Below are 24,431 nucleotides of genomic sequence, written 5' to 3'. Positions count from 1 at the left end.
AGCAGGGGATCAGCCCAATCGAACGCGGGCTTGGGAGCGGACGGAACGGTCACCGAAGCGGCGGTAGCGGTGGCGGTCATTGATCAAGGGTCTCCTAGAAGTGAAGCGAGTCCGCGATCGCGAAGAGCTGGCGGTAGCGACGGGGATTTTGTGCCCGGGCCACGACCACGTACCAGGTCGAACCGGCTTGCTGCAGCCGCACGAGCAGATGGCTGCTCGTTCCGCCCAGCCAAAATGCGCAGTCAACCTCAATCGTTAATCCTGAATCATTGTACGACTCGGTGGGGCCTTCGCAAAAGTGTTGGGGGCGCTCGGCAACCAGTTCCAGCGTCGCGTGCACGGATTCGGGAGAGGGGTCGATGTCATTGATCCGGGCGCCCGCATACGGGTTGTCGGGGTCGAACAGGAGAAGCGCTGCTTCGGCGAACGCCCCGGTCTCTGCGGAGACGCGGTCAAGTACCCATTGGTGCGGATCAGAGACCGAGTTCTCGAGCATCGCCACATCGAGGCGGGTGAACGCGTGAAACGGCCCCGGGTTGCGAGGCTCGATTCGGTAAAGGCCGAGTTCTCCGGAGTCCATGTCCAGGATGAGCGATCGCTGGGCCAGGTCGCTCGGAAGGTTCGACATGTCGGCGGCGCCGCCAATCGGGATCAGCGCGACCGCGGCGGTCGCGAGAAACCAGCGGAAGCTAGTCATCCGTGTCGGTCTCGAAGGTCACCGGTTGGCCCATGGGCGATCCCAGCACTTCATCCTCCCGCATCGCCACGCGGCCCCGGATCATCGTCATGATCGGCCAGCCGTGGACGGTCTTTCCGTCGAACGGGGTCCAGCCCGCCGGCGAGGCGATCCAGTCGTTACGGATCGTGCGTGTGGCGTTGAGGTCGACGATGGTGAGGTCAGCGTCGTAGCCGACGGCCAGCGCGCCTTTCCTGCTTGCCCCGTAGATGCGGGCCGGCATCCAGGAAGCCAGTTCGGCGAGTCGCTCGAGGGTCAGCCGCCCGCGATGCACGTGGTCCAGCATGACCGGCAGCAGCGTCTGGGTTCCCGGCATGCCGGAAGGGCTTTGGGGGTAGGGCAGAGCCTTTTCCTCGAGCGTGTGCGGGGCGTGGTCGGAGCCGATCACATCAATGACGCCGCCGCGAATCCCTTGCTCCCACAATGCATCTTGATGGGCCTGATCCCGGACGGGTGGATTCATCTGGGCCAGGGCGCCGAGTTCCCGGTAGCACTGCGGAGCCGTCAGGGTCAGGTGGTTGGGCGTGGTTTCTGCCGTCGCAATGTCCTTGGCTGCGGCCAGCAGCGGGAGTTCGTCCGCTGTCGAGATATGCAGGACGTGGACGGGCCTGCCTGCGGCCCGCGCCAATTCCAGAATTCGGCGGGTCGCCCTGAGTGCGGAGACCGGATCCCGGACTTCCGGATGTATCTCGACGCTTGCACCGTCCGTGATGAGCGCCTTGCGCTCATTCAGGCGATCTTCATCTTCGGCGTGGATGGCACATCGGCGTGTTCCCGATGCCAGGACGCGGGCAAGTGACTTGTCATCCGGCACCAGCAGGGTTCCGGTCGAGCTGCCCATGAAGATCTTTACGCCGGTACACCCGGGCAGGCGTTCGAGTTCGGCAAGCTCCTCGATGTTGTCGGGACTGGCTCCGATGAAAAAGGCATGATCGACCCATGCCCGTCCGCGAGCGCGCCGGAATTTGTCGTCGAGCGCTTCCGCGGTGGTCGTCGGCGGCGCGGTGTTCGGCATCTCGAATACGCTGCAGACGCCACCAAGCAGGGCTGCCCGGGTGCCGGATTCGAGATTTTCCTTCTGTTCGTGCCCGGGCTCCCGGAAGTGGACTTGGCTATCGATGACGCCCGGCAGCACCGTGAGGCCGGTGATGTCGAGCTTCTGTCCGCCGCGAGCCTCTCGTCCGATGCCGGCGATCGTCCCGTCGCGAATGGCGATGTCAGCGCGGTGGATGCCGTCCCGGGTGACGACCGTCCCCCCGGTCAGGACCATCTCGGGAGCGCGCGGCATGCCCGGCTAGTCGGTCGGGGCCGTGGTGGATCGAAGGAACGCCGGCACGTGCTCTGAGTCCCTGAAGAACTTCGACCCCCGGGAAGTTCGTGCGGCGGCGGGGCGGTTGTCGGTACCCGCGTTCGGGTTCGGTGTGGATTGGCTCCGGCGATAGCTCTTCCTCGACGGGCCTCGCTTGGCCGGTTCCGTGTCGGCGTCCTGATGCCGGCGCCGTGCCTTCCCGACGGTTTCGCTCCAGGAGGGTGTGCGCTTCGGAGCCGCCGCGATGCCGTTGCGGTGCTGCCGGACCGGCGGCGTCCTGTGGCGAGGGGCGGCGGGAGCGAGGATGTGCGCAAGTGGATGGCTGGAGCCGTCTGAGCCAGGCGCGTGATCCGGTGAGGTGTTCCTCTTGGTACGCCTGGCCGTGTCGGGTTTAGCCTCGGGTTTGTGCTCGGCAGGCGACGAAACGGCGGGTGCGGCACCCTCGTCGGGCCGTTGCACACGAATCTTCAGGTTGATCAGCTTCTCGATGGCCTCGAGGTGCTCGCGTTCCGCGGACGCTGCAAGGGTGATGGACGTTCCAGGAGTGCCGGCACGCCCGGTGCGACCGATATGGTGCACGTAGTCCTCCGGCTGCGTCGGCACATCGTAGTTGAGCACGTGGCTGATCCCGCGCACGTCCAGTCCGCGTCCCGCCACGTCGGTGGCGACCAGAACGCGGATCTCGCCGCCCCGAAACGCCTCCATGGTCTTAAGGCGGACCGGCTGGGCCATGTCTCCGTGCAGGGGTTCGACCTGGACCCGGTCACGTCGCAGCGTCCGTACCAACTCGTCGACTGTCCGTTTGCGGTTGCAGAACACGAGCGCCGACTCGATGGTTGGATTGCCCAATAACGTTCGCAGGATTCGGTCCTTGTCGCCGGCGCGGCAATGAATGACGGACTGCTCCACCAACTCCGTGGTCGCGGCCGGGGGGGCCACGGAAACCCGCGCCGGCCGCTGCAGGAAACGCTTGGCGATCCGTCCGATCTCCGGCGGCATGGTCGCAGACAGCATCATGGTCTGCCGACGTACCGGCAGCTTGGCGACGATGCTCTCGATGTCGGGAATGAACCCCATGTCGAGCATGCGATCCGCCTCGTCGATTACCAGGATCTCCACGCCGATCAGCAGCAATGCGCCACGGTCGAACAAGTCGAGCAGGCGACCCGGTGTGGCGATCATGACGTCGACCGGTTGCGCCGCCCGACGGATCTGGGGGCCGATGTTGACGCCGCCGATGAAGAGCTCGGACGACAGATTCACATGCGCGGAAAACAGGTTCACCTGTTCCTGAACCTGGAGCGCAAGCTCTCTGACGGGCTCGAGAATCAACGCGCGGGGCATCCGCGCCCGGGCCCGCCCTCCGGCAAGCCGGTCGATCATCGGGAGCGTGAACGCGGCAGTTTTTCCCGTCCCCGTCTGCGCGGTAGCCAGGATGTCGCGTCGTTCGATTGCCAACGGGATAGCCGCCTGCTGGACCGGCGTCGGCGTCGTAAACCGGGCATCCCGAATCGCCCGCTGGACCGGCTCCGATAGCCGGAATTGACCGAACGAGGTGATCGTGCTCGGACGGTTACTCAAAGGTCGAGGCCCACGGCTTCCGGAGCCCGGGCGCGGATAAAGGCGAGTCGCTTTTCCGGGTTTCGTCCCATGACTTCTTTGACCAGGACGCCAGCGGTTTCGTGCTGGTCCCTGGGAAGATCTACTCGTATCAGCGTGCGCATTTCCGGATCCATGGTGGTGCTGCGCAACTGGGCCGCGGGCATTTCACCAAGGCCCTTGAATCTGCTGATGTCGACTTTCTTCGACCCATCAAAAATATCCCTGAGCAATTCATCTCGGTGGTCATCGTCACGTGCATACCGCGTATTGCCTGCCTGCGCGATTCGGTAAAGCGGCGGCTGGGCCAGATACAGGCGACCGTCTTCCACAAGCGGGCGCATCTCGGAGAAAAAGAACGTGAGAAGAAGAGACGCGATATGAGCGCCGTCCACGTCCGCATCGGTCATGATGATAACGCGGTCGTAGCGGAGTTGTCCAAGTTCGCAGGTGTCGCCTGTTCCGCATCCCAGGGCCTGGACGAGATTGTTGAGTTCCTGGTTGTTGCGGAGTTTGTCCGCGCTGGCGCTCGCGACATTGAGGATCTTCCCTCGCAACGCCAGTACCGCCTGCGTCTCCCGCGAGCGCGCCTGCTTGGCGGAACCGCCGGCCGAATCACCCTCCACGATGAAGATCTCGGTGCCTTCGGCGGACGTGCGAGTGCAATCGGCCAACTTCCCGGGGAGACGCAGGCGTCGTGCCGGGGTCGCGCGCGGGGTTTGCTTGTCCAGCTTTCGTCGCAACCGCTCTTCCAGCCGCTGGACACAGTGCTCCAGGAGCGCGTTCGAGGTCTTCGGGTCATTCGCGAGCCAGTGCTCGAAGGCATTCCTGACGGCGCTTTCGACGTGCTGGCGTGTCGAAGTGGTGGTCAGTTTCTCCTTGGTCTGCCCCTGAAACTGGGGCGCACTGACGAACACGGAAAGAGCCATTCGGGCGGCACCGCAGACATCCTCAGCCGTGATGTCGCCGGCACGTTTGTGCTTGACCAGATCCCCGTAAGAGCGCGCGCCGCGCGTGAGCGCCGCGCGCAGCCCCGCTTCGTGGGTGCCGCCCAGGGGGGTCGGAATCGTGTTGCACCAGCTCTGCAAAGCCCCGTCACCGTGCTCCGGCCAGACGGCCGCCCACTCGATGCGCCCGCCCCCCGGCAGTTCCGTGCTGCCGGCAAAGGATTCAACGGTGATGGTCGGCACGTCCCGGATGCTCTCCTCGACGAAGTCGCGCAACCCGCCAGGAAAGTGGAGCATCGTGGACGTCGGAACGTCAGTTTCTGTGTCGATCAGAATCGGGTCGCATCGCCACATGATTGTGATCGTCGATACCAGTCTCGCCTTGTCGCGGGCCATGGCGAAGAGCAGGGAGGGCCGTAACGCCGTTCCTTCTTCAAAGATCTCCCCGTCCGGAGTGAAACGGACCTTGGTGCCCGTGCGGCGGCCCGCTTTCCCCACTGGCTCCAGCGGCCCCATGGGAATCCCGCGGCGGTAGGACTGACTCCAGCGAGCGTTATCACGGGCGACCTCAACGGTCAGTTCCGAGGACAGGGCGTTGACAACCGAGAGTCCCACCCCGTGCAGGCCCCCGGACGTCCGGTACGCCGTTTCACCGAATTTGCCGCCGGCGTGCAGGAGCGTGCTTGCAACTTCAACCCCGGACATCTCCGGCATTTCCGGGTGGGGTTCCACCGGAATGCCCCGCCCGTCGTCGCTGATTGTCAGGATGTTGCCGGTCTCAAGCGCAACACTGATCTGGCTTGCGTGGCCTGCCAACGCTTCGTCGATTGCATTGTCGAGGATCTCGGCGGCGAGATGATGCATGGCGGTCTCGCCGGTGCCGCCGACGTACATCCCCGGATTCTTCCGGACAGCCTCCAATCCCTTGAGTATCTCGATGTTGGAGGCGGTGTAGCCGGAATTCTTCACTGAGCGGGGTTCCGCTGCATCGTCGTGTGGGCGGAGCAAAGCGTCTCTGCTGGCGCGTCCGTGCGTCTTCCGGGAGTGAACTGGACCGGCCTTGCGTATCCGCGGCGGGTCAGGCCTGCCGAAGGTGCTGAGGTGTAACGAGAGTCGGCACTCAAGCGTCTCACTAGCCGGAAACGCCCGCTGGTGTCACGGGTAGATCCGCAGTGGTGCTCATGCTTCTTCCAGCGTCGAGACGCCGCGCACGCGCGTTTGACGCATGTACCGGCGATAGCGGTCGGCGTCGTATCCGGTTCCGCGGTGCAGCAGCGTTCGATTGTCCCAGATAACCAGCTGGCCGGGTCGCCAATCGTGGGTGTACACGTGTTCCTGTCCGACTGCACGGTCCAGCAGGTCATCCAGCAAGCGACGGCTGCCCTGCTGGCCCCAGCCTTCGACGACCTTGGCGTGGGAGCCGACGTAGTAGTTCTTGGCGCCGGTTCGCGGATTGGTCCGCACCAGCTTCTGCCTGACTGGTGGCAAGGATTTCGCGTGGGACGGAGTCACCGCGTCTGGGCTGACCTTGCTTCGGGAGAACACATAATCGTGAATGACGATGAGCGGGTCGATCTCGCTCTTGAGAGCGTCCGGAAGTCGTTCGTAGGCAGCCCGGGAACTTACGAATTGGGTCTGGCCTCCCTGCTCGGGGACCTCGTACACGCACATGATGGAGACGTAGGAAGGAACTCGGCGAAACGAGGAATCCGTGTGCCACATGTTGTTGCCGGTGGAAAATACAACTCGCTTGTGGCGGTTACCTAGTTGACTTCCGTCTTCCTGGACGTTGCCGATCGTCCCGAAGAAGTTGATTACTCCCTGCTGGCCAAATATGACGTGATTTTCTTCCGGCTCTCCCAGGCTGCAAGTCAGCGCGAGCTGGCGGGCATCGTCAAATGACTGATCCGGAAAACAAAGGAACGAATAGCGGTCAACGAGGCCATGAACTTCGTCAATGCGGTCTCTGGACAATGGAACATGCATGTCCATTCCAGAAATCTGCGCACCGAATTCAGGGTGCAGTGATTCCACGCTGATGTTGCTCATAATTCCTCTTGATGCAGCGCGGGAAGGCGGTGAATTTGCCGCTGCAAACGTGTTTCGTGACTATAGATATACCAGAATCCTTAATGAAATGATTCGATGCGACTGCGATCGAGCCGGAAAGGTCGACCGCAAACAACCGATGATGGCTCCCGTGTGTTTCCACGAAACAACTTAGCGGCGTTCACTGCATTTCCTCAGTCTTTACCGGACAACCGCATTCGGTCATAGAACGGTTGTTTACCTTTATTTCGAGCATACATGCTGCCACTGCGTAAGCCGCCTAGAATACGACGTGTTGGAATGACGATCGCTTACTTTAACAATAGCGGCGATATGAGATTTGCAACTGCGGCGCTCAAAAGATAAATGTGTAAATGAAGAGAAGATCGGCCGTGTAATCCAAATCAAAAATTTTCCGCGATTGAAAACCGGCCTGTCCCGTGCCAAGTTATTGAGCTTAGCAGTTATCTGGCTTTGCGGGGTTCTTTCTGATGGCGGAACGATTGGCCGAAACGGCCGAGGATGTATCGCGGCTGGCTTTTGGCTTCATGGCTTCCAAGGCGCTCTTTGCGGCCCTGCATGTCGATGTCTTCAGCCAGCTCGCCGACGGCCCGAAGACGGCGCGGGCACTCGCCAAGAGGACAAGCGTCCCAATGAACCGGATCACGACGCTAATGACGGCCCTGACCGCGATCGGCCTCGTGGACCGCGAGGCCGACAGCTATTTCAACGCGCCGGGCGCGACGGACTTCCTAGTGCGTGGGGCTCGGCACGATTTCGGCGATTACCTGCGCTACCAGATCGACAGGCAGATGTATCCGTTTCTCACGCAATTGAACGAAGTGCTCGATGGGTCGCTCGACCCAGAGGCGGTGGACAGCTACCAGCACTGGATGTCGGACCCGGAACAGGCCACCCTCTACAGTGAGGCGCAGCATGCCGGCTCACTCGGGCCCGGCCGCACGCTGGCCCGGCTGATTGACCTTACGGACTGCCACAATCTGCTGGATGTCGGTGGTGGCACGGGCAGCATGACCATCCAACTGCTGGAGACTTTTCCCGATCTGGTCTCGACCATCATCGACTTCCCGAATGTCGCCGAGATCGGCTGGCGATTCATTTCCGAGGCCGGGATGGTGGACCGGGTGCGCTACATCCCCGCCAATGCGCTGAAGACCGAGTGGCCGACGGAGCAGGACGCCATCCTGATGTCGTACCTGTTCAGCGGCGTCCCCGGGAGCGAACTGCCCCGGCTGGTGCAGCAGGCCTACGACTGCCTTGCTCCGGGCGGCCATTTCATCGTCCACGACTTCATGGTGGAGGATGATCGCACCGGCCCGCCGATGGCGGCGCTATGGCAATTGCAGCACATGGCCTTTACGCCGGATGCGCGCTCGGTCACGCCTGGCTGGCTGAAGGGTCGGATGGCCGAAATCGGATTCACTATGCCCCATGACGAGGAGATGGTTCCGGGAATGACCCGGCTGATCCACGCCCGCCGGCCGAAGTAGCGGTCGACCGGGACGGTCCAAGGGTAATCAGTGGGACGATACGGCCGGTATAGTGATGCCAACAAGAGAAGGGAGGCAGGACTTGGTGATCTTGCCCGTCACGGAAATCGCAGGAACTTCGATCGGCAGAAGGGCTCCTTGGCAATGCAGAGCTTTGCGACACGGTGGTCTTGCGATATTCCCTTTCGGACTGGGTGTGCTGTTGTCAGCCTTTGCCATGGTGCCTTCGGCGGTGGGTGATGATCGGCGCCCGGGGTCTTACGCTGGCATTGACATCGGTATCTCTGCGGCAACCACGCTACGGTCCACACGAACCCATCATGGCATTCCGACAAATTGCGACCAATGGTTCGAACCCGTGGTCATCGATGGATTGCGGCTGCCGTTACCTGCCGATCAATGTCAGCCGAGAGAACTGCCGTCAAACGCGAACGAATTCGAACTGAGTGGCGGTCTACTGGCTGGCATCCAGGTCGGGTATTCCAGTTCCGGGCCATACCGCTTCGAGGTCGAGTACGTCCATCATCGTCGCGATGGGGACAAGGTAGACTTGGTGGTTCCCGGTGATCCCAAGCAGAAAGAGTTCTCCGTTCGTGAAGAGGAAATAGGAGAGTTCCACACCCATAGCCTCTTCGCCAACCTTTACTACGATTTTTCAAGTCTTGGCGAGATGGCGTTGAGGCCGTTTGTTGGCGTTGGAGTGGGGACGTCGAGAGTAGAGATCCACTATTCGGCCATCTCGATTCGGCGCGGTGTAGCTGCCCTGCTGGCGCTGGATCCGCCTCGACATCCCGAAGCAGCGAACAAGGAGTCCCGTGCTGCCGCTAGCGTGTCGGACTGGCTAGTGGGATATCAGTTGATCCTGGGGGTGGATTACGATCTGGAGAGTGGCCGGATTGTGACCGGGAAACTGCGTTACGGGCGGGCGCTGGACGATTTCCTCGATGATGGCCACGCTTGGCAACCATTGCGCGGGCACGAATCCACGGTCGAGCCGGGCGGCGCGCCTGTCTCCTATGGCGTATCTGTGCCGGGTCCGCGCTATTGGGCGATTTCAATCGGTTTCAAAGTCCCTCTGTGACCCACGCGTCATTTCTTCCTGGCGGTCGATGAATGGCGGTTGGTTTTCGACATATCAGGATGGAAACTCCCGGCAAGCATCTCTGCACTCCTGGGAGCACCGCGTTATTCCCGTTAATGGCGTCCACGAGTCGAGCGGTCGTCTCCTGACGCTTGTTTGTGGCCATTGCCAGAGCGCTTGTAGCCCGGAGTCGCAGGTATGATGATCCGCGGGGCATGGTCGTCTATCCCCGTCGGCCACCTACCGCTGCGGCGCTATCCCGCTAAGTCATGATCAGGTAGGGGCTTGGGGCGACCGCAAGTTTGGCGATTGACAGCAACGGCTGTGGGCACCACATGATGTTGCTCAGCAACAAGGGCAATCTTTGCGAGTCCGTGAACTGGAAAGGTTAAGCCATGAAACGCCTTCACGTATCCGTCGGGGTTACGAACCTCGAGCATTCGGTCGAGTTCTACACGAAGTTGTTTGATGCGGAACCGACTGTCAGGAAGCCCGGTTACGCGAAGTGGATGCTCGAAGACCCGCGCGTGAACTTCGTCCTGGATTCGCGAGGATGCAAGGAAGGCGTAGACCACCTCGGAATTCAGGTCGGTGACGAAGCGGAACTGGAAGGGGTGACGAAGCAATTGGCCCGGGCAGAGGCGCCGCTGATCGAGCAATCGTCGGCAGAATGCTGTTACAACAAGTCAGACAAGACTTGGTCGTTGGACCCCGTGGGAGTGCGGTGGGAAGTGTTCCATACGCACGACGACATTGCTTGGTACGGTGCCGATACCAATCCGCTCCATGCTCCTTCGAATGACACGAAAGACGGTTGCTGCGACGTGACACCCTCTGTCGAAGCGGAATAGGTTGCCACGCGATGTGCCGTTGGCGGCAGCGTTAGGGGCTCCGATAAGCGGCGCGCCGTATCTCAGGCAAATGGGCCTGCCGGGCCGTTCGGATAGCCCCGCCGTGCACCCTCACGCTAGCGATGGCCGACCGCGAAGGAAAACGAAATGACCCATCGAGGTCTGGAGGAATTACCGTTCTTCAATGAGTCCGCGGTCGCGCGCGTGCTGGAATGGAAGCCCCTTATCGATGAGATCGAGAAGGCGATGTGCGCGCTGTCGTCTGGGCAGGTGGCGCAGCCGCTCCGCCAAATGGTGCCGGTTCCGGGACACGATGCCTTTCTCGGCACAATGCCCGCCGCCGGGAGTGTGATCGCGGTAAAGGTCGTGACGTTTTACCACGCCAATGCCGGCACGGAATTTCCGACCCATCAGGCGGTCATCCTCCTGTTCGACGGGGACAACGGAGCACCCGTTGCGGCACTTGATGGACGGCTGATTACCGAGATGCGGACTGCAGCAGCATCAGCCGCAGCAGCCCGTGCGTTGTCGGTTCCGACGTCTGCAGTGGTGACGATCATGGGGAGCGGCGTTCAGGCCCGTGCCCATGCCCGGGCGCTGACCCACGTCCGCCCCTGTGGAGAGCTTCGGCTCTGGGCGCGGAATGAAACTTCCGGACGGGCTGCCGCAAACGCCGTTGGGGCCGTTTTCGTGGACGATGCTGAGCGTGCGGTGCGGGGAGCCGACATCGTGGCCTGTACCACGTCGGCCAAGGAGCCCATCTTGATGGGAGACTGGCTGAAGTCAGGCGCTTTCGTAGCCGCTGTCGGGTGGAATACCCGCGACGGCCGTGAACTCGACGACGCGGCCATGCGGCACACCGTTGTTGTGGAATCGCGTGAAGCTGCGTTGGATCAGTCCGGCAACGTTCGAGGGTCCGGCTGCGAGATCTTTGCCGAGGTCGGAGAGGTGTATCTCGGCGTGCAGCAGGTGCCGTCAGGCGCTACCGTCATCTACGATTCGGTCGGAGTGGCGGTCATGGACGCTGCTGCCGCCAAGCTTGCATACGACCTGATGCGATAGAAGCGGTCTGTTTCTTCGGTTGTGGGGGCTCGCTGGTCGCAGGCCCTTCTCAAGACCTCGCTTCCGGAAAGGCGTTCTCCCACGCCTCCAACGACGGGAACTGGCGCGAGTGTCCGGCATCCTCCGTCGTTCAGCCCGAAACGGCCACACGCGGGCCGTGGAAGATGCATGGGGACTCGACTGCACGGAATGATCGCAGCGATTGGTCGCGTGATTCTGTGGCGGGGACCCGGCCATGCCGGCCGCAATCCGGCCTTGATGGCTCAGACTCTGCTTTGTCGGCTCATCAGGTGCGGTCAAACGAGCGCTGTCGTACGAGACTTCGCCGCACCTACGTCTGATGACGATATCGGAATGACGGAACGATCCATGACCGCAACTGTGGTCAGCCGCAACACAGGCCTGTCCGCTAGTTGCCTACCGCTTCTGCGGAGCTTCTGCCAGCTGTCAAAACTCGGCTGTCGCGGAGAGGGATGGATCCGCTGACACGCACACCGCGGCGACGGCAGGAACGTTGGGGCGCGGGTCCGACGCGTGACGGATGCTCAGTAGCTCTTCTCGCCGTCTTCGCCCACGAACATCCCCTGCTCCCGGAGTGCCTCGGCGACTTCCTTGGGCATGTAGTTTTCGTCATGCCGGGCAAGCACTTCGGTCGCGGCAAAGGTGCCGTCCGGCAGAAAGCTGCCCTCGGCGACGACGCCCTGCTCGTCACGGAACAGGTCCGGCAGGATCCCGTCGTACGCGACCGTGACGTCGTTGGCGCCGTCGGTCACTACGAACCAGACCTTCAGGCTATCGTCCGAATGCTGCACGCTCTCGGCCTTGACCAGGCCGCCGAGCCGGATGGCCTCTCCGGGACGGAACTGGCGTTCGGCGGCCTGGGTCGGGCTGTAGAAGAAGACGAGCGTGTCATCGAGCGCCTGGAATACGAGGGTTGCCGCGACTCCCAGGACCACGCCAGCCGAGAGGAGGCCGAGGAGACGCTGATGCTTGCGGGTCAACGCGTGCGCCTCCGGGGCGAGGCCTGCTCGGCCTCGTCGAGGCTCGCCCGCATCGATCGACGCGCCCGCAGGCTCGCCGCAACCAGGAGTGCCAGGATCAGACCGGTAATCGTGTACGCGGACCAGACGTAGGCGCCGTAGCCGCCCATCGCCAGGAACGCGCTCAACTCAGGCATCGCCAGGCTGGGACACGGCCAGCGCAGCCCGCCGTAGCGCCATCACACGACGTCGGGCGAGCTCGGTCTGCATCCGAATGATGACCAGGTAAGCGAACAGCAGCGTGAATCCTCCGGCCATCAGCATCAGCGGCAGCAGCATCGCCGGGTCAATCGAAGGTCCGCCGAAACGCAGGATGCTGGCCGGTTGATGAAGGGTGTTCCACCAATCCACGGAGAACTTGATGACCGGCAAGTTAACGGCACCGATCAGCGCGAGCACCGTGGCCGCCCGTTCCCCGGTTTCCTGTTCGTCGAACGCATGAAGCAGCGCGATATAGCCCAAGTACAGGAACAACAAAACGACAACCGAGGTCAACCGCGCATCCCAAACCCACCAGGTACCCCACATGGGATGGCCCCATATGGAACCCGTGGCGATGGCGATCACCGTGAAGCAGGCACCGATCGGTGCGATGCAGCGAGCCGCCACCAGGGCAAGGGGGTGCCGCCAGATCAGGGCAACGGCGCTGGCAATGGCCAGCCCGGTATATCCGGCGAGCGCGTTCCAGGCGGCGGGCACATGCACGTACATGATCCGCGCGGCATCGCCCTGTTGATAGTCGGGCGGGGAATCGACCAATCCAAACCAGAGCCCGGCAGCCGTGCATACCGCCGCCCCGGCAGCGATCCAGGGCAGGAGCGGGGAGGCAATCCTGAGGAAGCGGGCCGGGTTGGCCAATCGGTGCAAGGCCTTGGCCATCAAGTCGGTCCAGATAACGGCATGCGGCGGCGGGAGGGCTCTAGTTGCGTACTGCCCGCAGGGCGGCGTTGCCTGCATACGGCGCAAGAGCCAGCGCGGCAAGCGTAAAGGCTCCCAGCACGGAGAAGTACGCCCCGGAGTCACGTCCCATGAGGGTTTCACTCACGGCAGCGGTTCCGAAAATTAGCACGGGAATGGTTTGGGGCAGAACGATCAGCGCAGCAAGGATTCCACCACGCCGTAGCGGCGCGGTCAGCGCTGCCCCCAATGTTCCGATAAGCGACAATGCCGGGGTCCCGATTAGAAGGGCACCGGCAAGTGGCAGGACGCCACGCATTTCCATCCCGAGAGCGATGGCCGCCACTGGCGCCAGGACCACGAAGGGCAGGCCGGTGACCAGCCAGTGGGCGAAGCTTTTGGCGAGCACCAATACATGGGGGCTGGGGGCATGTAGCAGCAGGAGGTCCAGCGAGCCGTCCAGTTGATCCGGCGCAAAGACGCGCTCCAGCGACAACATGGAAGCGAGCAGCGCGATGGCCCAGGCAGCGCCGGGGGCAATGCGGCTCAGAATGTCAGGGTCGGGGCCAATGCTGAGCGGCAGCATGGCGATGGCGATTCCAAAGAACATCCATACCCCGATGAGGTCGACGACTCCGCGCATGTAGAGCCTCAGGTCTCGTTCCACGACGGCACGAACGAACGTCATGGGCCGGCCAGTTCAAATCGTTGGACGTCCGTCATCTCAATGTCGGTCGGAGATGTCACAACGGCGCATCCGCCCGCGGAACGGTGGCGCGCGAGTTCCTTCTGAAGCACGGCTTCGCCACCCGAGTCCAGGTTGGCGGCCGGTTCGTCAAGGAGCCAAAGACGCGAGTCCGCGATCATGAGCTGTGACAGGGCAAGACGGCGCAGCTGTCCGGCGGAGAGCCAGCCTGCCGGCATGTCCATGAAACGGCCGAGGCCGACGCGCTGCAGAATCGGCTCTACCGTCGGCTCTGCGCGCGCCAGTCGCGCCCAGAACCACAGATTCTCCCGCACCGTCAGCCGAATCTTCACCGAGTTGGCGTGGCCCAGGTACCCCACGGAACGCGTAAAGGCACCGCGTTCCGGCGGCCGGTAACTCCCGTCCGCGGCGTCCAGCAGGCCTGCCAGAATGCGGAGCAGCGAAGATTTGCCGGAGCCGTTCGGGCCCGTCACGAGCAGGACGCACCCGCTTGGAACCACGAACGACACGCCGGAGAAGAGTTCTCTTTCGCCACGTACGCAGGACAGGTCGCTGACCGCTAGGGCGTCGAGTGACACCCCGGCTGGGTCAGTCATGCGCGCGGATGTCTTCGATGTGTCGACCATCGTCCGGCAGGGTGTCCTCAGGCACGACCTTGACGTCGGCCCGGACGCGAAGCACGGCCCGCGCGGTTTCCGAAATCTGGTCCGTCGGGGCCGACTGCCCGGCGCGTGGCGAAACCTGAAGGACAGCGGTATCCCGATCGTCCTCCCGGCCGATCATCAGACGCAGGCGCCCGACTTCGGGATGGCGCCTGGCGATTTCCTGCACCTGCCCCGGATGCACGAACATGCCCCGGACCTTGGTCGTCTGGTCGGCGCGCCCCAGCCAGCCAGCAATGCGGGGCGCGGTGCGGCCGCACGGGCTGGGGCTGTCGAGAAACTTCGAGAGATCGCCCGTCCCGAAACGAATCATCGGGTAGTCGGGGTTGAGCAAGGTGACTACCACCTCTCCGATTTCTCCGTGGGGAACCGGCTCGGTGCCGCCGGGCTCGACAAGTTCAACGATCACGTCTTCGTCGAGCACCAATCCGGCGCCGGGTGTCGTTTCGTACGCGATCTGACCGACGTCGGCGGTGCCGTAGCCCTGGAGCACGCGGATACCGCGTGCATCGAATTGTTCCCGAAGACTGGCCGTCAGCGCCTCGCCGCCAACGATCCCACTTTCGATCGACGAGAGATCGAGGCCGCGGCTGTCGCCCTCCTTCAGCAGAATGCCGAGGAAGGACGGTGTTCCCGCGTACCGGTTCGGCCGGAGCGACGCGATGGTCTCGACCTGCAGGTCGGTGTTGCCGATGCCCGCGGGGAACACGGCGCAGCCGATGGCGTGCGCGCCTTGCTCCATCATGAAGCCAGCCGGCGTGAAATGGTACGAGAACGTGTTGTAGACGAGATCTCCCGGCCGGAAACCGGCAGCGTGCATTACGCGGGCCATCCGCCAGAAATCCCCCGTATGGCCGGGCTCGTAGATCGGCCCGGGCGAGGCGAAGACGTGTCGAAAGGTGCCGGCCGCTCGGGTGGCGAGGCCGCCGAACGGCGCCGCCGCTTCCTGCAGCGGGGGCAGGTCGGACTTGCGCAGCACGGGCAGGGACGCGAGCGCCTCGCGATCGTTCACGCCGTCAGGGTCGATGCCCGCCAGACGCTCGGACCAAGCCGGGGCGCTGGCAATGGCCTTGTGGAGGACTGCCTGCAGGGCCTGAAACTGCGCACGTTCACGGACGTCGGGAGGACGCGTCTCAAGGTTGTCGTAGTACGGGTCGCTTGTCGTGGATGGCGTCATGCTGCGTCTTTCCGAGGTTAGTAGCCGCGCTCCGGCGAAATGCCGTGCAACGGTGGCTGTCCGTCCCGGACCCGCTGGAGATTATCGGCCAGCAGCCGGGCGGCGTAGGGGGTCGCGAAGTTCACCCCTGCCGCGTGCGGCGTGACGATGACGCCGGGATGCCGCCAGAGCGGGCTGTCGGAGGGCAGGGGTTCTTCCTCGAACACGTCCAGAAAGCAGGAGCCCAGGTGTCCGGAAGCAAGGCAGGCTTGGAGATCACGTTCCACCACGGCGCTGCCGCGGCCGAGATTGATGACGTGAGCGCCTGCAGGAAGTTGACGCAAGCGGTCAGCGTTGAGCAATCCGCGTGTTTCTTCGGTCGCCGGCAGGGTCGACAACAGAATGCGGGTGTCCGCCAGAAACGGTGCGAGCCCGTCGAGACCGGCAAATGCGGTCACGCCCTCGATGTCCAGCCGGCCGGTGCGTGACCAGGCTCGGAGCGGGAACTGCAGCGATGTCAACCGTCTGAGGATGGCACTGCCGATCTCACCGGTTCCCATGACACCCACCGGTGTTGTCGTCGTATCGGCGTAGGGCGGAATACCCCAGACGCGTTGTCTCTGGTGGTGCAGGTGGATGGGCAAGCTGCGGTGGCAGGCAAGCACGGCGAGCAGGGCGTACTCGACCATTTGTTCCGTCAGCGTCGGATCGACGGTGCGGGCCAGCAGGACCGAGGGGGGCGGGGGATGCGCGAGCAGGTGATCTACCCCGGTGCCAATCGTTTGGACAAACCGAAGGTTTGGCAGGTCCGCCCACATGCCGGCCGGCGCGTGCCACACAAATGCGGCCTCGATGCCGGCAGGATCGACGATCTCATCCGGCCACGCCTGCAGCTGGACGGGCGGGGTGAGGGTGCGGCAGAGGTCCCGCCAGGGTTCTACCGGGTCGTCGATACTGAAATAGGCGACGCGGATCGGCTCGGTCATGTGGCGGTTTCCTCGGCGGGCGCGAGCTGGGCCGCCCGCAGCAGCTGTCGCGTGTACTGCGTGGCGGGATGGCGAAACACGTGTTCGGCAGGCCCCCGCTCAATCGCGACTCCCGCGCGCATGACGAGGAGTTCGTCCGCCATCGCGCGCACCACCCGCAGGTCGTGACTGATGAAGAGATACGCGAGGCGATGGCGTGCTTGGAGCGCGTTGAGGAGGCTTACGATCTGGGCCTGAACCGAAAGATCGAGCGCCGAGGTGGGCTCGTCCAGCACCAGCACCCGTGGCGTGAGGGCGAGCGCCCGCGCGATCGAGATGCGCTGGCGTTGCCCGCCGGAGAATTCGTGCGGATACCGGTCCATCACGTCGGCAGGCAGGCCGACTTCGCCCAACGCCGAGACGACCCGTTGGCGTGCCTCGTCGGCCGTCTCCACGATTCGGTTGAGGAACAATCCCTCGGCCACGATGCCGAACACGGAGAGGCGCGGTGAGAGGGAGCCGTACGGGTCCTGGAACACGAACTGCATGCGCGAGCGAAGGGGCCGTAGCTCAGCCCATCCAAGGTCATCGATTGCCTTCCCATCGAATCGGATCGAGCCTTCGCTGGAAATCAGTCGGAGGACTGCCTGGCCGAGCGTTGTCTTGCCGCAACCGGATTCACCGACCACCCCCAGGGTGCGGCCCGGCGTCAGCGACAGGTCGATCCCGTCGACGGCTTTCACGTGCCCGACGGTGCGGCGCAGGATGCCCTTGCGGATGGGGTAGTGGACCCGCAGTTCGCGCACTTCCAGCAGCGGCTCCGAAGTGGCGCCATCCGCCGACGGCGTGGGCCGGACACCCGGTTGGTTGGCAAGCAGGCTTTGCGTGTAGGCGTGCTGCGGCCGGTGGAAGATATCGTCGGTTATCCCTGTTTCAACGATGCGCCCGGCCTGCATCACGGCGGTTCGGCGGGCGACGGAGCGGACGATCGTGAGATCATGGGTGATCAGCAGGAGGCCCATGCCGGTCTCGCGCTGCAGTTCCGCGATGAGAGCGAGAATCTCTTCCTGCACCGTCACGTCGAGGGCGCTCGTCGGTTCGTCGGCGATCAGGAATTTCGGCCGGTTGGCCAGGGCGCACGCGATCATGACGCGCTGGCGCTGTCCACCGGAAAGCTGGTGCGGGTAGGCGTCCAGTCGGGCGTCGGCCTGCCCGAGGCCCACTCGCTCGAGGAGCCTCCGAGCCTGCTCCCGGGCGGCTTCGCGCGACAGCCGCTGGTGCAGCATGAGAGGTTCCGACACCTGCCGCACGATCGTGTGGAGCGGATTGAGCGAGGTCATCGGTTCCTGGAAGATCATCGAGATGTCGTTGCCGCGGATGCGGCGCAGCGTTTCTTCCGGAGCGCCCAGCAGTTCCGCATCCTCCAGGCGGATCGATCCGCGCGGATGGCTGGCGCGCGGGTACGGCAGGAGCCCGAGCACCGACAGGGCCGTGACGGACTTCCCGGAACCGGATTCGCCGACGAGCGCCAGCGTTTCGCCCGGGGCCAGAGACAGGCTCACGTCGTGGACCGCGTCCACCGGTCCGTCTTCGGTCGTGAACCGGACGGCAAGATCCTGGATACGGAGCATCAGCCTGCCGTTCCCGGCATCACCGGAATACCTTCCTCGGGTCGAAGGCATCCCGGACCGCCTCGCCGATGAAGACCAGCAGCGACAGGAGCACCGCCAGCGCGAGAAATCCAGTGAAACCGAGCCATGGCGCCTGGAGATTGTTCTTGCCCTGATTCAGGAGTTCGCCGATCGACGGCGACCCCGGCGGCAGACCGAACCCGAGGAAGTCCAGCGACGTCAGGATGGTCACAGAACCCGCCAGCGTGAACGGCAGGAATGTCAGCGTGGAGACCATCGCGTTAGGCAGTACGTGCCGAGTCATGATGCGGGCATTGCTCATTCCGAGTGCCCTTGCCGCCTTCACGTACTCGAAGTTGCGGGCGCGCAGGACCTCCGCGCGGACAACGCCGACCAATCCCATCCAGCTGAAAAGGAGCAGCAGGAAGAGGAGCAGCCAGAAGGTGGGCGTGACGATGCTGGCCAGGATGATCAGGAGGTACAGCACCGGGAGGCCGCTCCAGATCTCGATCAGTCGCTGGCCAAGCAGGTCGGTCAGGCCGCCGAAATACCCCTGCACCAGACCGGCGGCGATCCCGATGGAAGAGGACAACGCCGTAAGGACAACGCCGAACAGAATCGAAATGCGAAGGCCGTAGATCAGGCGTGCGAGGACGTCACGGGCCTGATCGTCGGTGCCGAGCCAGTTGTCCGGCGATGGCGGCGAGGGGGCGGGCTGCCCGAGATCGAGAGCAACGGTCCGATAGCTGAACGGGATGAGAGGCCAGATCGTCCAGCCGTCCGCGCGGATGAGATCGCGCACGTACGGGTCGCGGTAGTCCGCCGTGGTTGCGAAATCGCCGCCGAACGCGGTCTCCGGATAGTCTTTCAGGACCGGGACGTAGTAGTTGTCCTGGAAGTGCACCAGCAGGGGTCGGTCGTTGGCGATGAATTCGGCCGGGAGGGTGGCCAGCAGCAGCACGGCCATGATCCATATGGAGACGTAGCCGCGGCGATTCCGCCGGAAGTTGGCCCAGCGGCGGCCGGCCAGCCCGCGCCCGGAACCGGGCGCCGAACCGATGACGGCCGTTTCAGACATTGCGGTGCTCGAAGTCGATCCGCGGATCGACCACCGTCATCGTGAAGTCGCCGATGATATTCATGATGAGGCCGAGCAGCGTGAAGAAGTACAGGGTGGCGAACATCACCGGGTAGTCGCGGTTGATCGCCGCCTCGAATCCCAGCAGGCCAAGGCCATCCAGCGAGAAGATCACCTCGGTCAGCAGCGCTCCGGTAAACAGGATCCCGATGAAGGCGGCGGGAAAGCCGGCGATCACAATCAGCATCGCGTTCCGGAAGACGTGGCCGTAGAGCACGCGTCGCTGGTGGAGCCCCTTGGCGCGGGCGGTAAGAACGTACTGCTGGTTGATCTGGTCGAGGAAGGAATTCTTGGTGAGCATGACCAGGCCGGCGAAACCGCCGATGACCATCGACAGAACCGGTAGGACCATGTGCCACAGGTAGTCGGCGATCCGCGCCCCCCATCCCAGTTCCCGCCAGTCGGGAGAGGTGATTCCCTGGAGCGGGAACCAGTCGAAGTACCGGCCGCCGGCGAACAGGATGATCAGCAGAATGGCAAACAGGAAACCGGGAATCGCGTTGCCGACCACCACGACCCCGCTGGTCCACACATCGAACGGGGAACCGTCGCGGACTGCCTTGGCCACGCCGAGCGGGATGGAGATGAGGTAGACAAGGAGCGTGGTCCAGAGACCTAGTGAAATCGATACGGGCAGCTTGTCGAGCACCAGGTCGACAACCCTGCGGTCGCTGAAGAAGCTCTCGCCGAAGTCGAAGACGAGATACCGGCCCATCATGTCGAAGAACCGCACATGGGCCGGCTTGTCAAAGCCGTACATGCGCTCGATTCGCGCGATCAGTTCCGGGTCGAGTCCCTGCGCGCCGCGGTAGGGGGTCGCCGTGTCGCGGCTGGCCGCCGTCGGATCCAGCTGTTCACGGCCGCCCCCGGCAAACCGTTCCGTGGCGTCCCCACCGATGCCCTGAATCTGGGCGATCATGCTCTCGACCGGGCCGCCCGGCGCGAACTGAATGATCACGAAGTTGACCACCATAATCCCGAACAGCGTTGGGACCATGAGCACCAAACGCCGAATGAGGTAGGTGATCATCGGCGGCTAGTCAGCGGGCATGCCGTCTCGTGACGCGCGGCCGGGGTCGTACCACCAGGTGGAGGGAAAACCCAGGCCGTAGCGGGGCGTGATTTCGGGGATCCCGAAGCGGTCCCAGTACACCAGTCGGAATTTCGAGATGTGCCAGTGGGGGACCACGTAGTGGTTGTGCAGGAGGACACGGTCCATGGCCCGGGTCGCCGCAATCTGGGCGTCACGGTCCGGCGCCCGGATGATGGCCTCCACGAGCTGGTCGACGATCGGATCGGCGATGCCCGGGTAGTTGCCGCTCCCGGACGTGTCGGCCGCGGCCGACGTCCAGAAGTCCCGCTGCTCATTGCCGGGCGAGAACGACTGGCCCCTCGCCATCACCATCATGTCGTAGTCGAATTCCCGCAGCCGGTTCTCGTACTGGGCCCGGTCGACGATTCGGATGGAAGCGCGGATGCCCAGGCGCTCGAGGTTGTTGACGAACGGCGAGGTGATGCGTTCGAACGCCGGCGAGCCCAGGAGAATCTCGAACTCGACAGACTCGCCGTCGGGATCCACGAGGGTCTGTCCTTCCACCCGGTATCCGGCTTCGCGCAGCAATTGCTGCGCGATTCGGAGGTTCGCACGGTTGTTGCCCGATCCGTCCGTCGAGGGTGCGCGGTAGGCAGGCCCGAACACCTCGGCCGGGAGCGCGGCGCGATGGGGTTCGAGGAGGGCGGTCTCGGCCGGGGAGGGCATGCCGCGTGACGCCAGTTCGGAATTCGAGAAGTAGCTTTCCGTCCTGTCGTACTGTCCGTAGAAGAGCGTCTGGTTCGTCCACTCGAAATCGAAAGCGAAGGCGAGGGCCCGTCGAATCACCGGATTCTGAAACACTTTTCGCCGAACGTTGAACACGTAGCCCTGCATGCCGGTCGGCAGCTCGTGGTCGACGGTACGCCGGATCAGCAGGCCTTCCCTGACCGCGTCGGTGTCGTAGGCGGTCGCCCATTCCTTGGCGATGTTCTCGGCCCGGAAATCGTACTCGCCCGCTTTCAGGGCCTCGATCATGACGTTGGCGTCGCGATAGTAGTCGTACCGGATGCGATCGAAATTGTGGCGGCCCACGTTCACCGGCAATTCCTTCCCCCAATAATCCGGTACGCGCTCGTACTCGATCGACCGCCCCGGATCGACCGCGGCAAACCGGTACGGCCCGCTGCCCAGCGGGGGGTCGAGCGTGGTCGCGGCGAAGTCGCGTTCCTCCCAGTAGTGTCTCGGGAGGACATCAAATTCGCCGACGATCAGGGCGAGTTCCCGGTTGACCCCGGGAGAAAACGTGAACCTTACCTTTCGCGGGCCGGTGGCTTCGACGTTGGTCACGTCCTCGTAGTACTTGGCGTAGAACGGATGTCCGTCGGTCATCAGGGTGTTGAACGTCCACACCACGTCGGCCGGCGTGATCGGCACGCCGTCGTGCCAGCGGGCCTTTTCCCGCAGCGTGTACTCGACCCAGCCGTTGTCAGGTCCGACCGTGATGGCTTCGGCCAGCAAGCCGTACTGGGTGAAAGGCTCATCCTCGGTTCCGTAGGTAAGGCTGTCGTAGATCAGCGCGGCGCCGGCGCCGGTGATTCCCTTTAGGGTGAAGGGATTGAGCGTGTCGAATGTCCGATCTGCTGACAGTCGGACGGTTCCGCCCTTGGGGGCGTCCGGGTTGGCGTACTCGAAATGCGTGAATGCGGCGTCGTACTTGGGTTCACCGAAGAGGGACAGCGCGTGCGTGGTGACGGTGTCGTCGGCCCGGGCGGCGAACGACCCGAGAAGCAGGCAGGTCAGTGCGCCGAGGCACAGGCGGGGCAGGGTGGAGCGCATGGACGGGGATCATCAAGGGGTCGGGAGCGGGGCCGGCGTGTCGGCTTGGAGCCGTAGCCACGCGATGATAGCGGCGCGCGCGTCGGGGTCCCGGACACCGGCAAAGGCCATGCTGGTGCCGGGTACGTACGCCTGGGGGCCCGCGAGGAACGCGTCGAGGTCATCGTAGCTCCACGAGCCTTCCTGGGCGGCCATGCCCAAGGAGTACAAGAAGTCCTCGCTTGCGGCCATCGGCCGGTTGACCAGGCCGTACAGGTTGGGACCGACCCGGTGGGGCTCCCCGGAGCCAAAGGTGTGACAGGCTGAGCACTTCCTGGCCTCGCGTTCGCCCTTGGCGGGATCGGCGGCTGCCAGCCGGGCGGCGATTGGGACAACTTGCGGTGTCGCCGGCGCATCGGCGGATGGGGCCGGGCTATCTTCCGACGCGGGCACGGCAAGGAGAACCTCGGGTACGTGTGGCTCCGGGTAGACAAGATTGCTGATGGTGACGGCGACCCCGGCGGTGAGACACGCAGCAAGCAGCGCCCCGGCAATCTTGTTGAGTTCAAATAGAGACACGAAGGCCCTCCGAAGCGGAAGATAGGGGTGAAGAGGCGGTCCTCAGGTCATCGGCTGGACCCATAGCCGTGCCTCGCGGGTCGACGGCTGCGCAGAGCCGCGTGCCGGAATTAGCCGGAGGTGACCCGCAGGTCAACCAGCGGAGTGCCCCGCATCGAGGACGGAATGTCGATCCCGAGCAAACGTAGCGCGGTGGGCGCGAGGTCGGCCAGGGTGCCATCCGCCAGCCTCGGGCCCGGACCGGCGCCGCCGTGCAGCAGCACCGGCACGGGATTGGTGGTGTGGGACGTCTGCGGGGACGACGGCGTGCCCATCTGCTCGGCATTCCCGTGATCTGCTGTCAGCAGGAGTCTGCCGGCGGCACCAGCTAGCGCCGTCGCGACGCGCCCAAGCTGCTCGTCCACCGCTTCGACCGCGGCGACGGCTGCCACGAGGTCGCCCGTATGTCCCACCATGTCGGCATTCGCGTAGTTCACCACGGCGATGTCGAAGCGGCGGTCTTCGATCGCTTGAACGAGCTGCGTCGTGACCTGAGCGGCAGACATCTCGGGCTTCGTGTCGTAGGTGGCTACCTTCGGCGAGTCGATGAGGATCCGCGCCTCGCGTTCGAACGGCTCTTCCCGTCCGCCGTTGAGGAAATACGTGACGTGCGCGTACTTCTCCGTCTCGGCAATGCGGAGCTGGCGCAGACCAGCCCGTGCGACGGTTTCGCCCAGCGTGTCTTCGGGGGTCATGGCCGGAAACAGCGGTTGGGCAAGCCGTTCCAGATGACTGGAACACGGCGTCAGGGTAACGCCCGAAGCGTACCGGAAACGCTCAACCGGGAAGGCGTCAAACTTGGGATCGATCAGGGCTGCCATGAGTTGCCGGACCCGGTCGGCACGGAAATTCGCCAGCAGCAGCGAATCGCCGTTCCGAATGCCGTCGTACCCCTCGATGACCACCGGCTCGACGAATTCATCGCCGATCTGTCCTTTGGCGGCCGCGTCAAGCGCGGCCTCAGCTGCGGGATGGGAGTGCCCGATCCCGCGGGCAATGGCCTGCCAGGCACGTTCTGTCCGGTCCCAGCGATGGTCCCGGTCCATCGCCCAGTAACGGCCGGCGACAGTGGCGATGGCGGTCGCGGGGACCCCCCGGACCGACTGTCGGAATCTCCGGAGATGTTCAGGGGCACTGTGGGGCGGCACGTCGCGGCCGTCGAGAAATGCATGCAGATGGACGGGTACGCCGCGTCCCGCGATGATCCCGCACAGGGCGGCGATATGGGTCTGATGAGAGTGCACACCGCCTGGGGAGAGCAGACCCAGAACATGGCATGCGCCTCCTGACTGGAGGGTCGCGTCGATCAGACTGGTGAGCAGTGGATGACTGGCCAGCGTCCCGTCCGCGAGCGCCGCATCGATTCTTGGCAAATCCTGCGGGATCGTCCGGCCAGCACCGATCGACATGTGGCCGACTTCCGAGTTCCCCATCTGCCCCGGGGGGAGGCCGACCGCCGGTCCGGAAGCGTGGAGCAACCCGCTTCGCCCCTGCGCAGTCAGGTGGTCGAGCACGGGGGTGTGGGCCTGCCGGATGGCATTGCCCACCAGAGCGGTTCGATGCCCCCACCCATCCAGAATGCAGAGAACCAGCGGGGCCGGCCTCTGGCCAGCGTCAGGAAACAA

At 64.0% G+C, this 24,431-nt stretch carries 22 protein-coding genes; 4 read left to right on the top strand and 18 right to left on the bottom strand.

All coding sequences use genetic code 11. The features are described 5' to 3' along the window. Positions 1-94 precede the first annotated feature (94 nt). From OXH60_01060 to OXH60_01040, 5 genes are all read right to left on the bottom strand, one after another. The gene (locus OXH60_01060) at positions 95-697 is read right to left on the bottom strand and encodes a hypothetical protein (GenBank protein ID MDE0710708.1); all 603 of its coding nucleotides are present in this window, start codon (positions 695-697) and stop codon (positions 95-97) included. Next, complete coding sequence (locus tag OXH60_01055; GenBank protein ID MDE0710707.1) at positions 690-2,024, bottom strand: dihydroorotase; 1,335 nt, start codon at positions 2,022-2,024, stop codon at positions 690-692. The genes OXH60_01060 and OXH60_01055 overlap by 8 nt, the downstream gene beginning before the upstream one ends. Before the next feature lie 6 nt (positions 2,025-2,030). Beyond that, on the bottom strand, positions 2,031-3,626 hold the full coding sequence (locus tag OXH60_01050) for a DEAD/DEAH box helicase (protein MDE0710706.1): 1,596 nt from the start codon (positions 3,624-3,626) through the stop codon (positions 2,031-2,033). Then, positions 3,623-5,560: a DNA topoisomerase IV subunit B gene (locus tag OXH60_01045; protein ID MDE0710705.1), complete on the bottom strand. Its 1,938-nt coding sequence runs from the start codon at positions 5,558-5,560 to the stop codon at positions 3,623-3,625. Before OXH60_01045 ends, OXH60_01050 begins: the two co-directional genes overlap by 4 nt. Positions 5,561-5,770: 210 nt before the next feature. Next, entirely contained in the window at positions 5,771-6,640 is an 870-nt protein-coding gene (locus OXH60_01040; protein MDE0710704.1) for a TauD/TfdA family dioxygenase, read from the bottom strand. Between the two features lie 491 nt (positions 6,641-7,131). Between OXH60_01040 and OXH60_01035 the strand changes: the two genes are divergently transcribed. The 4 genes from OXH60_01035 to OXH60_01020 all read left to right on the top strand — a co-directional run bounded on the left by OXH60_01035 (position 7,132) and on the right by OXH60_01020 (position 11,145). Next, a complete protein-coding gene (locus OXH60_01035; GenBank protein ID MDE0710703.1) occupies positions 7,132-8,151 on the top strand; it encodes a class I SAM-dependent methyltransferase in 1,020 nt (339 codons plus the stop codon). A 196-nt stretch (positions 8,152-8,347) separates the two neighbouring features. Then, a complete protein-coding gene (locus OXH60_01030; GenBank protein ID MDE0710702.1) occupies positions 8,348-9,232 on the top strand; it encodes a hypothetical protein in 885 nt (294 codons plus the stop codon). 395 nt (positions 9,233-9,627) lie between these two features. Then, a complete protein-coding gene (locus OXH60_01025) occupies positions 9,628-10,083 on the top strand; it encodes a glyoxalase/bleomycin resistance/dioxygenase family protein (GenBank protein MDE0710701.1) in 456 nt (151 codons plus the stop codon). A gap of 147 nt (positions 10,084-10,230) precedes the next feature. Then, complete coding sequence (locus OXH60_01020; GenBank protein ID MDE0710700.1) at positions 10,231-11,145, top strand: ornithine cyclodeaminase family protein; 915 nt, start codon at positions 10,231-10,233, stop codon at positions 11,143-11,145. A gap of 545 nt (positions 11,146-11,690) precedes the next feature. On the opposite strand, the gene ccmE is transcribed toward OXH60_01020, so the two are convergent. The 13 genes from ccmE to gpmI all read right to left on the bottom strand — a co-directional run bounded on the left by ccmE (position 11,691) and on the right by gpmI (position 24,431). Next, positions 11,691-12,146 (bottom strand): cytochrome c maturation protein CcmE, encoded by a 456-nt coding sequence (ccmE, locus tag OXH60_01015; protein MDE0710699.1) that lies wholly within the window; start codon positions 12,144-12,146, stop codon positions 11,691-11,693. Then, positions 12,143-12,322, bottom strand: a complete 180-nt coding sequence (gene ccmD, locus OXH60_01010; protein ID MDE0710698.1) for a heme exporter protein CcmD — start codon at positions 12,320-12,322, stop codon at positions 12,143-12,145. The genes ccmE and ccmD overlap by 4 nt, the downstream gene beginning before the upstream one ends. Then, positions 12,315-13,064, bottom strand: coding sequence for a heme ABC transporter permease (locus tag OXH60_01005; protein ID MDE0710697.1), 750 nt, complete (start codon positions 13,062-13,064; stop codon positions 12,315-12,317). The genes ccmD and OXH60_01005 overlap by 8 nt, the downstream gene beginning before the upstream one ends. Before the next feature lie 40 nt (positions 13,065-13,104). Further along, a complete protein-coding gene (ccmB, locus tag OXH60_01000; protein ID MDE0710696.1) occupies positions 13,105-13,770 on the bottom strand; it encodes a heme exporter protein CcmB in 666 nt (221 codons plus the stop codon). After that, complete coding sequence (gene ccmA, locus OXH60_00995) at positions 13,767-14,384, bottom strand: heme ABC exporter ATP-binding protein CcmA (protein MDE0710695.1); 618 nt, start codon at positions 14,382-14,384, stop codon at positions 13,767-13,769. Before ccmA ends, ccmB begins: the two co-directional genes overlap by 4 nt. Next, positions 14,377-15,627 carry an AMP-binding protein gene (locus OXH60_00990; protein MDE0710694.1) on the bottom strand — a complete coding sequence of 417 codons (1,251 nt, stop codon included), beginning with the start codon at positions 15,625-15,627 and terminating at the stop codon, positions 14,377-14,379. Before OXH60_00990 ends, ccmA begins: the two co-directional genes overlap by 8 nt. A 17-nt stretch (positions 15,628-15,644) precedes the next feature. Beyond that, positions 15,645-16,592 carry a glyoxylate/hydroxypyruvate reductase A gene (locus OXH60_00985; GenBank protein MDE0710693.1) on the bottom strand — a complete coding sequence of 316 codons (948 nt, stop codon included), beginning with the start codon at positions 16,590-16,592 and terminating at the stop codon, positions 15,645-15,647. Continuing rightward, entirely contained in the window at positions 16,589-18,202 is a 1,614-nt protein-coding gene (locus tag OXH60_00980; GenBank protein ID MDE0710692.1) for an ABC transporter ATP-binding protein, read from the bottom strand. The genes OXH60_00985 and OXH60_00980 overlap by 4 nt, the downstream gene beginning before the upstream one ends. Positions 18,203-18,221: 19 nt before the next feature. Next, positions 18,222-19,280, bottom strand: a complete 1,059-nt coding sequence (locus tag OXH60_00975) for an ABC transporter permease (protein ID MDE0710691.1) — start codon at positions 19,278-19,280, stop codon at positions 18,222-18,224. Then, positions 19,273-20,370, bottom strand: a complete 1,098-nt coding sequence (locus tag OXH60_00970; protein ID MDE0710690.1) for a microcin C ABC transporter permease YejB — start codon at positions 20,368-20,370, stop codon at positions 19,273-19,275. Before OXH60_00970 ends, OXH60_00975 begins: the two co-directional genes overlap by 8 nt. 6 nt (positions 20,371-20,376) lie before the next feature. Next, the gene (locus tag OXH60_00965; protein ID MDE0710689.1) at positions 20,377-22,209 is read right to left on the bottom strand and encodes an extracellular solute-binding protein; all 1,833 of its coding nucleotides are present in this window, start codon (positions 22,207-22,209) and stop codon (positions 20,377-20,379) included. Positions 22,210-22,221: 12 nt separating this feature from the next. After that, on the bottom strand, positions 22,222-22,767 hold the full coding sequence (locus OXH60_00960) for a c-type cytochrome (protein MDE0710688.1): 546 nt from the start codon (positions 22,765-22,767) through the stop codon (positions 22,222-22,224). Between the two features lie 110 nt (positions 22,768-22,877). Further along, on the bottom strand, positions 22,878-24,431 hold the full coding sequence (gene gpmI, locus OXH60_00955; protein ID MDE0710687.1) for a 2,3-bisphosphoglycerate-independent phosphoglycerate mutase: 1,554 nt from the start codon (positions 24,429-24,431) through the stop codon (positions 22,878-22,880).

The sequence above is a fragment of the Rhodospirillales bacterium genome (genome assembly GCA_028824295.1).
Taxonomy (GTDB): Bacteria; Pseudomonadota; Alphaproteobacteria; order TMED109; family TMED109; genus VXPW01.
This window is presented reverse-complemented; position numbering and strand designations above follow the sequence as displayed.

Coding starts and splice junctions, on each gene's coding strand:
- ccmB (MDE0710696.1), bottom strand. CDS start 13,770: ATGACGTTCGTTCGTGCCGTCGTGGAACGAGACCTGAGGCTCTACATG.
- OXH60_01055 (MDE0710707.1), bottom strand. CDS start 2,024: ATGCCGCGCGCTCCCGAGATGGTCCTGACCGGGGGGACGGTCGTCACC.
- OXH60_00975 (MDE0710691.1), bottom strand. CDS start 19,280: ATGTCTGAAACGGCCGTCATCGGTTCGGCGCCCGGTTCCGGGCGCGGG.
- OXH60_00980 (MDE0710692.1), bottom strand. CDS start 18,202: ATGCTCCGTATCCAGGATCTTGCCGTCCGGTTCACGACCGAAGACGGA.
- OXH60_01005 (MDE0710697.1), bottom strand. CDS start 13,064: ATGGCCAAGGCCTTGCACCGATTGGCCAACCCGGCCCGCTTCCTCAGG.
- OXH60_00970 (MDE0710690.1), bottom strand. CDS start 20,370: ATGATCACCTACCTCATTCGGCGTTTGGTGCTCATGGTCCCAACGCTG.
- ccmA (MDE0710695.1), bottom strand. CDS start 14,384: ATGACTGACCCAGCCGGGGTGTCACTCGACGCCCTAGCGGTCAGCGAC.
- OXH60_01035 (MDE0710703.1), top strand. CDS start 7,132: ATGGCGGAACGATTGGCCGAAACGGCCGAGGATGTATCGCGGCTGGCT.
- OXH60_01060 (MDE0710708.1), bottom strand. CDS start 697: ATGACTAGCTTCCGCTGGTTTCTCGCGACCGCCGCGGTCGCGCTGATC.
- OXH60_00965 (MDE0710689.1), bottom strand. CDS start 22,209: ATGCGCTCCACCCTGCCCCGCCTGTGCCTCGGCGCACTGACCTGCCTG.
- OXH60_00990 (MDE0710694.1), bottom strand. CDS start 15,627: ATGACGCCATCCACGACAAGCGACCCGTACTACGACAACCTTGAGACG.
- OXH60_01025 (MDE0710701.1), top strand. CDS start 9,628: ATGAAACGCCTTCACGTATCCGTCGGGGTTACGAACCTCGAGCATTCG.
- ccmD (MDE0710698.1), bottom strand. CDS start 12,322: ATGCCTGAGTTGAGCGCGTTCCTGGCGATGGGCGGCTACGGCGCCTAC.
- OXH60_01020 (MDE0710700.1), top strand. CDS start 10,231: ATGACCCATCGAGGTCTGGAGGAATTACCGTTCTTCAATGAGTCCGCG.
- OXH60_00985 (MDE0710693.1), bottom strand. CDS start 16,592: ATGACCGAGCCGATCCGCGTCGCCTATTTCAGTATCGACGACCCGGTA.
- OXH60_01040 (MDE0710704.1), bottom strand. CDS start 6,640: ATGAGCAACATCAGCGTGGAATCACTGCACCCTGAATTCGGTGCGCAG.